The sequence below is a fragment of the Streptomyces bugieae genome (genome assembly GCF_036352915.1).
Lineage (GTDB): Bacteria > Actinomycetota > Actinomycetes > Streptomycetales > Streptomycetaceae > Streptomyces > Streptomyces endophytica.
In genome coordinates this window covers 1-12,824 of sequence record NZ_JAZBJP010000069.1, presented here as the reverse complement: position 1 = coordinate 12,824, position 12,824 = coordinate 1, and the positions used below count along the sequence as shown (strand labels likewise).

Here is a 12,824-nt window from a genome sequence, read left to right as displayed (position 1 = left end):
CGCTGCTCTACGACAACTGCTGACGGCCCGCCGGTGTCGTCAGCAGGTGGCGCGAAGCGCGGGCGTGTGTCGGCGGGCCGTCAGCAGTTGTCGTAGAGCAGCGCGCGCACCAGGCGGCAGGTCGTGTCGGAGGGGGCGTGCACCCCTATCCGGGCGGCGGTGCTGCGGATCCGGTGGTTGGGGGCCTGCTCGGGGCGGTAGACGCCGGTGTCGAGCAGGGCGATGGCCAGGCGCATGGCCTTCAGGCGGCGGTTGTGGGATTCGTACCGCTCGCGGGGCCAGCCGGCGGGCAGTGGTTTCTTGGGCAGCGGGTGGGCGGGGAGAGGCTTCGTCATCGTTACGGCAACAGCCACGGGCGACCTCCTGGAGCGCTGGGAAAACCCTCACTGACTGGTTCCCATTCTACCGGCCGGCACTGACAAAAGCCCCTGGCCAGAGGCGATTTGGGGCCTCTGGCCAGGGGCTCGGTGCGGGTCTTCGTCAGACCGTGGCGGCACTCGCCCGCAGCGCGGTCTTGTCGGGTTTGCCGGCCGGGGTGAGCGGGATGACGTCGACGACGTGGACGGCCGCCGGGGCGTACATGGGGCCCTTGTGCGCGGTGACGAACTCCCGGAGGTCGGCGAGGTCCACGGTCCGGCCCGGGGCGGGGACGGCGGCGACGTGCACCTCCTCGGTCTCGTCCGCGGTGCGCACCCCGTAGACGGCGCAGTGGGCGACCGTGGGGTGGGTGTGCAGCAGGTCCTCGATCTCCGCCGGGTGGACGTGGCCGCCCACGACGATGATCACGTCCTTGACCCGGTCGACGAGGTAGAGCCGGCCCTCGTCGTCCAGGCAGCCGACGTCACCGGTGCGCAGCCAGCCGTCGCCGGGCAGCGCCCGCGCGGTCTCCTCGGGCTGCTTCCAGTAGCCGGTCATCACGCCGGCGGAGCGGATGTTGACCTCGCCCGGCTCCCCCGTCGGCAGATCGCGGCCGTCCGCGTCCCGGACGGCGATCTCCACGCCCGGCAGCGCGCGGCCGACGGTGATCCGGCCGCCGGGCCCGGTGGGCACGTGGTCCTCCGGGAGGGCCACGCTGATGCTCATCGCCTCGGACATGCCGTACATGCCGTGGAGCACCGGGCCGAACGCCTCGGCGGCCTGCAGCAGACGGGAGGGCGAGGCGGGGCAGCCACCGTAGGTGATGCGGGCGAGGGAACTGAGGTCGGTGGTGGGGAGGGTGGGGTCGTCCAGCAGGCGGTACAGGAGCGGCGGCAGCAGCCACAGGTCGGTGATGCGGTCGCGCTCGACGGCGGCGAGGACGGCGGCCGGGTCGAAGGAGCGGTGCAGGACGACGGTGCCGCCGCCGGCGAGCGTGAGGTCGGACAGGATGCCCGCCAGGTGGGCGAGCGAGGTGCAGACCAGGAAACGGGCGGGTGCGGCCGCGGGCTCCGGCGCCATCTGGGCGAGCATCGCGCCGTAGGGGGCGTGCGCCATCCGGACGCCCTTGGGGATGCCGGTGGTGCCGCCGGTGTGCCGGATGCACCAGTCGTCCTCCGGGCGGACCCGGCTCGGTACGTCGGGGGTGGCCGGGAGCGCGGCGCAGGCGGCGAGCAGGTCCGTGCCGAGGGCGGGGGCGGGCGCCGGGCCGAGGGTCATCGCCTCGGGGCGCGGGCCCGGCAGCTGCCGGAGCACCTCCCGTGCGGTGGCGTGCAGGTCCGGGTCGGCGACGAGCAGGGCCGGTTCGACGCTGCCGGCTATCCGGGCCAGGGTTTCGGCAGCCATGCCGTCGTAGAGGAAGACCACCCGGGCGCCCAGGAGGTTGACGGCGTAGCGGACCGCGAGCACCTCGGGGCGGTTGCCGCTGAGCAGGCAGACCGTGTGGCCGTGGCCGATGCCGTGGGCGTCGAGCACCGCCGCCATGCGGTGGACGGTGGCGTGCAGTGCGCCGGCGGTGAGGTCGGAGTGGCCCTCCGGGCCGGTCAGCGCGAGCCGCTCCGGATCACGGGCGAGGGCGGCCAGGATGGTGTCGACGTAACTGGTGAAGCCGGTGGCGGGTGGCATTGACGGTGTGCTCCTCGGTGCGGTGCGGTGCGCGGGTGGTCGGCGGCCGGACGGTGACCGGCCGTGACGCCATCGGCCAACCTGTTCGGCCGGCCGGTGACCGGACGGTGATCGGCCGGCGGAACCGACGCTACGGCCGATCTCTCATGCCCTCCACGACCAAATGCGCCATGTACTCATGACCGTTGAGGCATGAGTGGGGTGAGGGACTGCTCCGCCGCCGCCAGGATCTCGGTGACCCGCAGGCCGAAGTGGACGTCGCAGGCGTTCGGCAGACCGGTCTCCACCGCGGCGAGCAGGGCGTCGAGGGCGCGGTGGTAGGCGGGTCCGGGGCCGTGCCGGCGGCGGGGCAGGGTGGTGACGCCGGCCGTGCCGCGCAGGGTGACCTCGACGCCGGCCGCGGCGGCCGGTGCGGTCAGCCCGACCGTCGCGGTGCTGGCCGCGCCGCTGCTGTGCCGCATCGCCAGCAGCACGGTGTCGGCCGGGCCCCTGGTGGCGGTCACCTCCTCCGCGTCGCCCAGGACGGGCAGCAGGACGGAGAGCGCGTGCGGGCCGACGTCCCACAGGCCGCCCTTGTCGCGGCGCCACGGCGAGTGGGCGTACGGGCTGGTGGAGCCGTCGGAGAAGACCGGCGCGAGCCAGTCGGCGTGCGCGGTGAACCAGCCGCCCGCGGCCGCCTGGGCGGCGATCCACTCCCCTTCCTCCGCGCCGAAGCGCGCGGTGAAGAAGACCACCGACGCCACCCCCGCACCATCGGCGGCCTCGGCGACCGCCCGGGCCTCGGGCACGGAGGTGGCGACCGGCTTGTCCAGCAGGAGGTGGCAGCCGGCCCGCGCGGCGCGCACCGCCAACGGGCCCTGGACGGACGGCGGCAGCGCGATCGCCACCGCGTCGCAGTCGGCGCACAGCTCGTCGGGGCTCTCGTACGGGCGGGTGCCGTGGGCCTGGGCCAGGGCGGCGGCGGCCTCCGCGCGGCGCCCCCAGACGCCGGCGAAGGTGACGCCGGGGTGGTCGGCGAGGGCGGGGGCGTGGACGCTGCGCGCCCAGGGGCCGGTACCGAGGAGTCCGATGCGCGTGGTCGTCATGCGGCCAGTCTCCCCCGGGGCGGGCGGCGGACGGCCGATTCCCCGGGGCGGCCGGGCCGTGTCCCGGGCCGTAATCGGCATGCCCGGCGTGCCCGCCCGGTGTTACGTTTCCCCCAGCCGGCCGCGGGACTCCGGTGCGACTTCCGGACCTGCTCTGCAAAGCAACGATTCGCTGTTCGTGCCCCCATTCCCCGGCCGGCGTCCGACGACGGGGAGGACGGGGTGGAGAGCTGCCCGGATCTGGTGGCGGCCGAGGACGTGCTGCTGTTCGTGAACGCCGCGATCACGGCCACCGGGCAGCGGGAGTTCCGCTCCGGAGCGGCGGAACAGCGGCTGTCGCTGGACTTCCTGCACGAGTACGTGCGGATCAACTACCGCCCGCTGTACGCCGCTTCGCTCGCCCTGGACATCAACGACCACAACGCCGCGCTGATCGTGCGCCGGCTGCTGGAGACCGCGGGCGAGGCGACGGCGGACGCGCGGCGCACCGAGGGGCGGCTGATCGCGGCCCGGCTGGCGCGGCTGCCCGCACCGCGGGTGTACCGCCTGTTCCGGGCGCTGCGCGCGGCCGGGGTGAACAACCGCCGGACCCGCGCGATCATCCGCGACTGGGTCGCCGCGCGCCCGGATCCGGCGCTGGACGCGGTGAAGTACCGGGCCGGCCTCAAGTCCGCGGCGCGCCACGCCCATCTGCCGCTGCGCGGGCCGGGCGAGGACGGCGGTGAGCTGGGCGACTTCCTGTTCGCGCCGCGCCGCCGGACACGGTTCGCCACCCCGCTGCTGGACGCCTGGCGCCGGGCGCACTACGAGCAGGGCGCGCTGTACGAGCTGCCGTTCACCGTCGCCGAGGGGTTCGCGGCGGCGCACGGCATCGGGCGGCGGGCCTTCCTGGAGCGGATCGCCCCGCGGATGACGCGGCTGGAGCGGCTGCGGGTGCAGGAGTCGGCCCGTGCGCACGGCGCCGGGGTGGACCGCGAGCTTTCCGGGATGCCGCTGACCCGGCTCGCCTCGTACGTCCTGGGGCTGACGCTGGACGACCGGGTCGCGCGCCGGGCCGAGCTGACCGGCGCGCTGCGGGCGGCGGCGCGGCGGACCGCCGGGGCGCGGGCCGGGACGTGGGGCCGGGTGGCGGCCGTACTGGACGACAGTTACTCCACCACCGGCTCGCGGCAGAAGCGGCGCCGCCCGCTGGCGACCGCACTGGCCTGCCACTTCCTGCTGGAGGCGCTGGCGGAGTCGTATCTGCCGCTCTGGACGTCCGGGCGGCGGGACGCGCTGCTGGCCCACCCGTACGGGCCGACCCCGCTGGGCATGCGGGTGCTGGACGCGCTGGAGCACGCACCCGAGCGGCTGGTGATCGTCTCGGACGGCTGGGACAACGCACCGCCCGGGCTGGCCGGTGAGGTGCTGCGGGTCTGGCGGACCCGGCTCGACCCGCGCGGCGCCACCTCCGTCGTCCACCTCAACCCGGTGTACGACGCCGAGGACTTCACGGTGCGGCGGCTGTCCCCCGTGGTGCCGACGGCCGGGGTGCGGGACGCGGAGGACCTGCCGGCGCTGGTGCAGCTCGCGCGGTTCGCCGAGGGCCGGACCGGGCTCGCCGAACTGCGGGCCCATCTGGACGAGCGGGTGCGGCAGTTCCTGGCGGAGGCGGAAGCGGAGACGGTGCGGTGGACGGAGGGGGCCGCGGGATGAGCAGGCTGGATCTGAGCGGGCTGCGGGTCCGGCCGGCACAGGTGTGGGGCGCGGTCCGGCTGGTCCCGCTGGTGCGGGACGAGCCGATCACCGATCTGCGGCTGCACCGCGAGCTGTACGAGGACGGGCCGCTGACGGTCCGGGGCGAGCGCGGTACGGCCTACACGGCGTACGTTCCGCACGGTTTCGTGGCGAACTGGACGGGTGACGGGTCGCCGGCCGCCGCGTACGGCTCGCAGCTGGGCGAGGAGCGGGACCCCGTGGTGTGCGCGCCGCTGCACCTCCCGCGCAAGCTCGTCCAGCGGCGGCGCGGCAAGGACGACGGGAAGGGGCGGGCGGCCGGCGGTCCCTCGGGCGGGCTGCGGTTCCTGCCGCTCCATCTGGCGCTCGACGGCTATCTGGCGCTGCACTTCGGCGGGCCGTCGATCGTGTGGGAGGAGTGGACCCGGCGGGCGGTCCGCGACGGGCTCTCGCCGCGCGCGGAGCGGGCCTACCGGTGCGAGGCGGTCCCCGGGCTCGACGACGCCCTGCGGGTCTTCGAGATCCATCCCGGGCAGTGCGGGGTGCTGGTGTACGTCGCCGACGCCCTGGCCGCCGCCTTCGTGGTGCCGCATCCGGACGACTACCGGGCGCTGCACCCGTCGCTGCTGCAGGACCTCTACGGCGAGCTGATGTACCAGTACGCCCTCTACGGCGGGCCGGTGCCCGAGTTCACCGTCCGGATCGCGGCGGAGTACGTCACCTCGCTCGCCGAGCTGCGGTCCGCCGCCGAACGGCGGGAACGGGAGTGGGAGGGGCAGCACGCCGCCCTGATGGCGGGCGAGCTGCTGGACGAGTCCTACGAGGTGCGGCAGGTGTACCGGATGGGGCGGTTCCGGCTGTCCCGGTTCCTGCCGCCGTTCGCGCTGCACCGCACCCAGCACATCGGCGAGACGATCACCGACGGCAAGGGCCGGGTGGCCTACCTCAAGACGTTCCGGCTGACCGAGAAGCAGGTCCGGCGCGGTCATGTCCTGCACCGGCTGGCGGCCCACGACTGGCACGTGGGCCGCACCGCGGAGGCGATGGGGATCAGTGGTCCGGAGCTCGTCCGGCGGGTGACACACCTGGGCTTCGAGGGGCTGCTGAAGCAGCACACCGAGGCCCCGGCGATGCGGCCCGGCTGAGGTCTGCGCCACAGCATCAGCCGCAAACCGGGAGATAATCGACCATGGATTCCCGGGCAGATCGGGACGAATCCCTTGCGAATGGCGGGATGTCCGGCTGAGTAACCTGCGGTTCACATATGGGCAACGGACGAGAAACGGCTCGTTGCGAGAGTGCGAACGTACGCCCGCACGCGTACCCGCACCTACCCGTATAAGAGGACCCCCGTGACCATCAAGGCCGAGTACATCTGGATCGACGGCACCCAGCCGACCGCCAAGCTCCGCTCCAAGACGAAGATCCTGTCGGACGCGAGCAAGCTGCCGCGCTGGGGCTTCGACGGGTCCAGCACGAACCAGGCGGAGGGCCACTCCTCGGACCTCGTCCTCGAACCGGTCTTCAGCTGCCCGGACCCGATCCGCGGCGGGGACCACCTGCTGGTGCTGTGCGAGGTGCTCAACACCGACCTCACCCCGCACTCCTCCAACACCCGTGCGCTGCTGCGCCCGGTGGCGGAGAAGTTCGCGGACCAGGAGCCGATCTTCGGCATCGAGCAGGAGTACACCTTCCTCAAGGGCGAGCGGCCGCTCGGCTTCCCCGAGGGCGGCGGCTACCCGGCTCCGCAGGGCGACTACTACTGCGGCGTGGGCGCCGACGCGATCTTCGGCCGGGAGATCGTCGAGAAGCACCTCGACCTGTGCCTGGCCGCCGGCCTCGGCCTCTCCGGCATCAACGCCGAGGTCATGCCGGGCCAGTGGGAGTTCCAGGTGGGCGCGCTGGCCCCGCTGGAGGTCTCGGACCACATGTGGGTGGCGCGCTGGCTGCTGCACCGTACGGCGGAGGAGTTCGGCGTCACCGCGTCGCTGGACGCCAAGCCGGCCAAGGGCGACTGGAACGGCGCGGGCGCGCACACCAACTTCTCCACCCGCGCGATGCGCGAGGGCTACGACGCGATCATCACCGCCTGCGAGGCGCTGGGCGAGGGCGACAAGCCGCTGGAGCACGTCCGCCAGTACGGCACCGGCATCGAGGACCGGCTCACCGGCGCGCACGAGACCGCGCCCTGGGACGAGTACAGCTACGGCGCCTCGGACCGCGGGGCGTCGGTGCGCATCCCCTGGCAGGTCGAGGTCGAGAAGAAGGGCTACATCGAGGACCGGCGGCCGAACGCCAACGTCGACCCGTACGTGGTGACCCGGCTGATCGTGGACACCTGCTGCACGGAGCTGGCGCGGCGCGAGCAGGTCTGAGACGGCCGTAGTACGTGCGTGGGGCCGGACCGGTGGGTCCGGCCCCTTCGCGTGTCCGGCGTCCCGGGCCGCGCGTCCGGGACGCCGGTCCGGGACGCGCGTCCACCGCCCACGGTCCCCCGCGCCGGCCCGCGGGGCGGCGTTGTCAGTGGCGGATGGCAGGCTGGGATCATGCTTGCGATCAGCGTCAAGACCGAGTCCGGGGCGGACCTTTCGCGCCCCACCGCCGCGGAGCTGGCCGGGCTGCTGCGGCGGATCGGCGCCGACGGCGACCACTTCGCGGTCGTCGAGCGGCTGCCCGACGAGGACCAGGTGTACGTGCAGACCTGGCGGGACGGCGACGGCCCGTTCGCCGTGGAGCACCGCGACGGCGCCCCGGAACGGCACTTCACCGCCTCGACCGGCGACGCCGAGCGGGTCGTCGAGGTGTTCCTGGACTGGGCCCGCGGCGGGCAGGCCTGGCGTACGGCCCTGGACTGGCGGCCCGCCGACCTGTTCTCCACGCCCGGTCTGGACCCCGCGATCCGCGCGGAGGCCGAGGAGCGGGCCCGCGCCGGCATACGCTCCGGCTTCCGCGCCTTCCACGAGGTCGTGCAGGACGTCCGGGACGGCTTCGACCCCGCCGAGGCCGAGGTCTCGCGGGAGGAGGCGCGGCGGATCGTGGCGCAGTTGTGGGAGGAGCGGCTCGCCGAGCAGGCCGGGTGGCCGGAGGTGACCGACCCCGACCGGGTCGCCCGGGCCTTCGCGGCGCTGGCGGACCGCGGACTTACCGCCCGGATGGACTTCACCTGCTGCAGCGGCTGCGGGCTGGCCGAGATAGGTGGCCAACGGGCCGAGGCCGACCGGGGCTTCGTCTTCTTCCACCACCAGGACACCGCGGCGGCCGCCGAGGGCCACGGCCTGTCGGTCCGCTACGGCGCCTACCCCGGCCCCGGCCAGGACGCCGGGGAGGTGCCGGCCGAGCGGCGGGCCGAGGTCGGGCAGGCGGTGGCCGCGGCGCTGGCCGAGGCGGGCCTGCCGGTGCGGTGGGACGGCGATCCGGACCGCGTGATCGACCTCGCCCCGCTGGACTGGCGCAAGCGCCTGCCGACGGGAGCCTGACATGGCGCCCCGGCCGCCCCGCCCGCCCCGCCCGCCCCGCGTGCCCTGGGCCGCGCCGCTGTACGTCGGAGCCGTCCAACTCGGGGCGTACGCCACCGCGCGGCTGCCCTCCCGCCGCCGGACGGAGCTGCTGCGCGCCCACTCCACCAACGTCGCCAATCTGCGGGCCGGCCGCTGGGGCACGCTGCTCACCAGCGCCGGGTTCGTCGAGGAGCCGCTTCCGGTGCCGTACGGCGCGGCGCTGCTCGCCGTCCTCGGCACGGCCGAGCGGCACTGGGGAGTGCGGGGCGCGGCGGGGGTCTTCGCGGCCGGCCACCTCGGCGCCAGCCTGCTGGTGTACGCCGGTCTGCGCGCCCGCAGCCATCTGCGCGGGCCCGGGGACCCGACCCCGCACGCCATCGACGTCGGGGCCAGTTACGGCTTCTACGCCACCCTGGGCGCGCTCGCCGCGTCCGTCCCGCACCGCGGCATACGGGCCGCCGCCACGGCCGGCCTGCTGGCCCTGGGGACACGGCCCGTACTGCGCCGCGGACGGACCTTCACCGACGCCGGCCATCTGACCGCGCTCGCACTGGGAGTGGCGACCGGAGCCGGAATACGCGCAGGACGACACGGCTGGAAGGGGGCAAAGAAGAGATACCCGACAGCGGCCCGCTGACGGACCGGCGAGGGCGTATTTCGGCCACGCGCCCACTCACCGCTCCCTCCCCCAACTCCCCTGCACACAGGTCAAGTCGGAACGGAATCGCGCCCGGTCCGGCGGTATGTGCCGCGCGGGTGCGGTGGATTCGCGTCACACCGCCACCCACACGAGGGACAGATCACCGACTGTCTGGTTCAATGGGGTCATGGCCAGCCTCACCGACACCGCGACAGGTCGCAGCGACCTCGAGCCCTTCTGGCCGTCCCGGCAGGCGCACGCTTTCGACCGTCTGTGTTGCCGCGCGCACTGAGCGCGGGCCCGCACACCATTCCTCGACGCCGCTGACCGGCGTCCCCAGCCCTGCCCGCGCGCACGACGTCCCCCGACGCCCCTCTGCGCGAAAGAGCTGACTCCTGATGACGAACGTCCGTACCCTGACCGCCGGTTCCACGACGGCCCCCCTGTCCCCCCTCACCACCCCGCACCCGAACCGCCACCGACTGCGCGCCGTCTCACCCGACGAAGTGCCACCGGTGGCGGAACTGCTGAACTCCGGCGCCACCTGGCTGCCGGCGCCGCAGCACAGCCTGCCCGCACTGCCCGGTCAGCCGCCGATGGTCGGCTACCTCGTCCTGGTGCCGGCCGACCAGGCCACCGCCGCGACGGCGCCGCCGGCCGTACCGTCCGAGGCGCCCGCGCCGACCGGCGACGAGACCGTCCGGATCGACCCCGAACAGCGCACCGCCCAGGTCCTGGGCCGCCCGCTGGACCTGACCTACCTGGAGTTCGAGCTGCTGGCCCATCTGGTCGCGCATCCGCACCGGGTGCACACCCGCGACCAGCTGGTGACCACGGTCTGGGGCTACGGGCACGTCGGGGACGGCCGCACCGTCGACGTCCATGTCGCCCGGTTGCGCCGGAAGTTGGGCGTCGAACACCGGTCGTCGATCGTGACCGTGCGCCGGGTCGGCTACAAGTACGTCCCGAGCACCTGAGCCCGGCCCCGGCCCGCCACACACCGGCGCCGGAACCGGTCCGCCGGGTCAGACGCCCTCCCGCTCCGCCTGGAGCGGGAGGGCGTGCCGCACCCCGCGTCGGTGCACACAGCCCACACACCCCGCCACCAGCAGCCCGGCCGCCGAGGCCAGCAGCATCCCGCGGGCCGGCGACCCGGCCAGCGCGGTACCGCCGAGGCCGCCGAGCGCCGCACTGCACAGCGCCCACAGGCCCGCGCCCACCGCGTCCAGCAGGACGAAACGGCGCAGCGGGTAGCGCACGCTCCCGGTGGAGAGCCCGGCGACGACCCGGCCACCGGGCAGGAAGCGGCCGGCGATGACCAGCAGCGCGGCGTGCCGCTCCACCCGCGCCCGGGCCCTGGCGTGCCGGGCCCGGCCGCGTTCGCCGCGCAGCAGCCGGGCGACGGCCCGTGGGCCCGCGTACCGTCCGACGGCGTAGCCGAGGCAGTCACCGGCCAGCGCCCCGGCCGCCGCGACACCCGCCAGCAGCACGAGCAGCGGCAGGTCGGGCCCGATGAGCACCGCGACCAGCACGACGGTGGTCTCGCTCGGCATGAACGGCAGCAGCGCGTCGAGCCCGGACACCAGCAGCACGACCAGCCAGAGCCAGGGCGAACCGAGCAGGCCCTGCAGCGTGCGGGCCAGCGCGTCGAGGTGGTCGAGCTGGTCAAACATGGACCCGCGCGGGCCGCGCCGCGCCCGGTACCGGCACGGCCGGCACCGGCCGCCCGTACAGCGCCGCCCGCTCCGCCCGCGCCGCCAGCTCCCGCCGGTCCGCGCCGTCCGCGGCCGTCAGCACCGGATGGGCGGTGACGCGTACGGTCAGCGCGCGGGCGGCGAGCACCCGGCGCAACGAGCCGAGGAAGGTGTCCTCGCCACAGAACGCGGCCACCGTGCTGGGCCGGCCCCGCTGGGCGTACTCCAGGGTGACCGGCCGGACCGGCGCGCCGGCGTCGAGGGCGGCCTGGAAGGTGGCCCGGCGGAACACCCCACGACCGGTCGTGCACCAGGTGGTCGCCTGCGGAAACACCGCCACCGACCTCCCGGAGACCAGCAGCCGACTCAACTCATCCACCGCCGCCGGAAGTTGACGAGGATCCGTACGATCGATGAAGAACGTACCGGCGCGCCGGGCCAGACCTCCGACGACCGGCCAGCCGCCGACCTCGCGCTTGGCGAGGAGGGTGACCGGTTCGACGGCGAGCAGGGCGGGGATGTCGAGCCAGGAGATGTGGTTGACGACGAGCAGGGTGCCGGGGCCGCCGCCCGGGGCGGTGAGCGGCCCGGCACCGGTGCCCGGCGGTCCGTCCACCGGGGCCGGGCCCGCCAGGCGGATGTCCAGCGCGTCGAGCAGAGCGCCGGCGTGGGCGCGCAGCCGTACCGGATCCGCCATCCGCCCGCCGTCCGTCAGCGCCCGGCGCACCCGGTGGCCGAAGACCGCGGAACGCCGCACGGCCTCGGCGGCCGGTACCCGCGGCAGCGCGTGCCGGGCACACTCCGGGGTGCAGTCGGAACCGACGTCCCAGGGGCCGTTCACCGCTCCCCCAGGAAGTAGCGCCGGTAGCGGTCGCCGAGCCGTTCCATGTCCAGCACGACGAAGAAGTCCGCGACGTCGAACTCGGGGTCGTGGGCGGGCGCGCCGCAGATGAACGCGCCGATCCGGAGGTAGCCGCGCAGCAGCGGCGGCAGCTGGGCGACGCCGGCACGCTCCGGGACGGGGACCGTGGCGCGCCAGGGACGGTGCGGGGTGACCTGCAGCTCGGGCGGGGCGGCGTAGCGGGTGCGGCCCAGTTCCCAGGCGTGGGCGGCGGCGGTACCACCGTCGGCGAGCGGGACGGAGGCACAGCCGGCCAGATAGCGGTGACCGGAGAGCAGCGTGTAACGGGCGAGCGCGGCCCACATCTGCGTCATCACCGCGCCGTCGCGGTGATCGGGGTGCACGCAGGAGCGGCCGGCCTCGATGAGCGCGGGCCGCAGCGCGGCCAGGGCGCCGAGGTCGAACTCACCGTCGGAGTAGAGCCGCGGGCTGCGTCCGGGCGGCAGCAGCCGGTAGGTGCCGACGATCTCGCCGCTGGCGGTGTGGGTCACGACGAGGTGGTCGGCGACCTCGTCGACGTCGTCGATGTCATGGCCGGCCAGCGGGGTGTGCAGGGTCGCGCCCATCTCCTCGGCGAAGACGAGGTGACGCAGCCGTTGCGCTGCACGGATCTGCTCGGGCGTGTGGGCGATGTGGGCGGTGTAGCCGGCGTCCGCGGATCCGGAACCCGCTGGCGCGGACGCGGATGCGGACGCCGCAGGGGCGGCGGGAGCGGGGACGGTGGCGGACGCGGTCGGTGCCATGCTCATGGGAGCCCTCCATGGGGAGTGACCTGGCCCTTCTTTACGCGGCAGACTGTTCCCGGGCCGGACCGCCGGGCGCGTGAAGGCGAGGGGGCGAACGGGTGAGGGTCGGCGGAACACTTCTGCGTTCCGCTGCGCTTTGCGGTGCCTCCCACGTACCTGGCTGTCCCGCCGCGGGTCTTGCTCGCCGTTGCGCTTTGCGGCGCCCCGCACGTACCTGTCTGCGGCGCCGCGGGGCGTCTCGCCGTTGCGCCTGGCGGCGGGCGTGGTGTTGTCGGGTGCGGTGCCGGCCCTCCAGACTTCGTCCTCCGGTCCACCCCCTCCCGTGAGTGGGAGGTAAGAGGCCGGTGGGGGCGTGCGTTGTCTGTTGACCGCACGCGTGTGGGCATTACGTGCACCCCCACCGTCGTTAACTTCCCCTCTCACGGGAGGGGACGGGCCGGAGGGGCCGGTTGTGTGGACGTAAAGCGTCAGCAGTCCACACAACCGGCCCCGGAGGCCCGTCACC

Annotated in this window: 12 protein-coding genes; 6 read left to right on the top strand and 6 right to left on the bottom strand. The window is 74.6% G+C overall.

The genetic code is table 11. The annotated features are described in order from the left end of the window. Positions 1 to 80: 80 nt before the first annotated feature. The 3 genes from V2J85_RS40025 to V2J85_RS40015 all read right to left on the bottom strand — a co-directional run bounded on the left by V2J85_RS40025 (position 81) and on the right by V2J85_RS40015 (position 3,125). Positions 81 to 353 (bottom strand): hypothetical protein, encoded by a 273-nt coding sequence (locus V2J85_RS40025; RefSeq protein ID WP_261951908.1) that lies wholly within the window; start codon positions 351 to 353, stop codon positions 81 to 83. 127 nt (positions 354 to 480) lie between these two features. After that, positions 481 to 2,040 carry an AMP-binding protein gene (locus V2J85_RS40020; RefSeq protein WP_330824326.1) on the bottom strand — a complete coding sequence of 520 codons (1,560 nt, stop codon included), beginning with the start codon at positions 2,038 to 2,040 and terminating at the stop codon, positions 481 to 483. A gap of 176 nt (positions 2,041 to 2,216) precedes the next feature. Then, on the bottom strand, positions 2,217 to 3,125 hold the full coding sequence (locus V2J85_RS40015; RefSeq protein ID WP_261951906.1) for a Gfo/Idh/MocA family protein: 909 nt from the start codon (positions 3,123 to 3,125) through the stop codon (positions 2,217 to 2,219). Positions 3,126 to 3,347: 222 nt separating this feature from the next. Between V2J85_RS40015 and V2J85_RS40010 the strand changes: the two genes are divergently transcribed. The 6 genes from V2J85_RS40010 (at position 3,348) to V2J85_RS39985 (ending at position 9,955) form a co-directional block, all read left to right on the top strand. Next, the gene (locus tag V2J85_RS40010; RefSeq protein WP_330824325.1) at positions 3,348 to 4,820 is read left to right on the top strand and encodes a hypothetical protein; all 1,473 of its coding nucleotides are present in this window, start codon (positions 3,348 to 3,350) and stop codon (positions 4,818 to 4,820) included. Then, positions 4,817 to 5,986, top strand: a complete 1,170-nt coding sequence (locus V2J85_RS40005; protein WP_330824324.1) for an ARPP-2 domain-containing protein — start codon at positions 4,817 to 4,819, stop codon at positions 5,984 to 5,986. The genes V2J85_RS40010 and V2J85_RS40005 overlap by 4 nt, the downstream gene beginning before the upstream one ends. 207 nt (positions 5,987 to 6,193) lie before the next feature. Then, positions 6,194 to 7,216 carry a glutamine synthetase gene (gene glnII / locus V2J85_RS40000; protein WP_261951903.1) on the top strand — a complete coding sequence of 341 codons (1,023 nt, stop codon included), beginning with the start codon at positions 6,194 to 6,196 and terminating at the stop codon, positions 7,214 to 7,216. A gap of 171 nt (positions 7,217 to 7,387) precedes the next feature. After that, positions 7,388 to 8,317 carry a DUF6891 domain-containing protein gene (locus tag V2J85_RS39995; RefSeq protein ID WP_330824323.1) on the top strand — a complete coding sequence of 310 codons (930 nt, stop codon included), beginning with the start codon at positions 7,388 to 7,390 and terminating at the stop codon, positions 8,315 to 8,317. Position 8,318: 1 nt separating this feature from the next. Next, positions 8,319 to 8,975 carry a rhomboid-like protein gene (locus V2J85_RS39990; RefSeq protein WP_330824322.1) on the top strand — a complete coding sequence of 219 codons (657 nt, stop codon included), beginning with the start codon at positions 8,319 to 8,321 and terminating at the stop codon, positions 8,973 to 8,975. Positions 8,976 to 9,376: 401 nt separating this feature from the next. Next, a complete protein-coding gene (locus V2J85_RS39985; RefSeq protein ID WP_261951900.1) occupies positions 9,377 to 9,955 on the top strand; it encodes a winged helix-turn-helix domain-containing protein in 579 nt (192 codons plus the stop codon). A 48-nt stretch (positions 9,956 to 10,003) separates the two neighbouring features. On the opposite strand, the gene V2J85_RS39980 is transcribed toward V2J85_RS39985, so the two are convergent. From V2J85_RS39980 to V2J85_RS39970, 3 genes are read right to left on the bottom strand one after another with little or no spacing between them, the layout of a single operon-like run. Next, positions 10,004 to 10,651: a DedA family protein gene (locus V2J85_RS39980; RefSeq protein ID WP_330824321.1), complete on the bottom strand. Its 648-nt coding sequence runs from the start codon at positions 10,649 to 10,651 to the stop codon at positions 10,004 to 10,006. Beyond that, complete coding sequence (locus V2J85_RS39975; RefSeq protein ID WP_330824320.1) at positions 10,644 to 11,513, bottom strand: lysophospholipid acyltransferase family protein; 870 nt, start codon at positions 11,511 to 11,513, stop codon at positions 10,644 to 10,646. Before V2J85_RS39975 ends, V2J85_RS39980 begins: the two co-directional genes overlap by 8 nt. Beyond that, positions 11,510 to 12,322: a GNAT family N-acetyltransferase gene (locus V2J85_RS39970; RefSeq protein WP_261951897.1), complete on the bottom strand. Its 813-nt coding sequence runs from the start codon at positions 12,320 to 12,322 to the stop codon at positions 11,510 to 11,512. The genes V2J85_RS39975 and V2J85_RS39970 overlap by 4 nt, the downstream gene beginning before the upstream one ends. Positions 12,323 to 12,824: the final 502 nt, after the last annotated feature.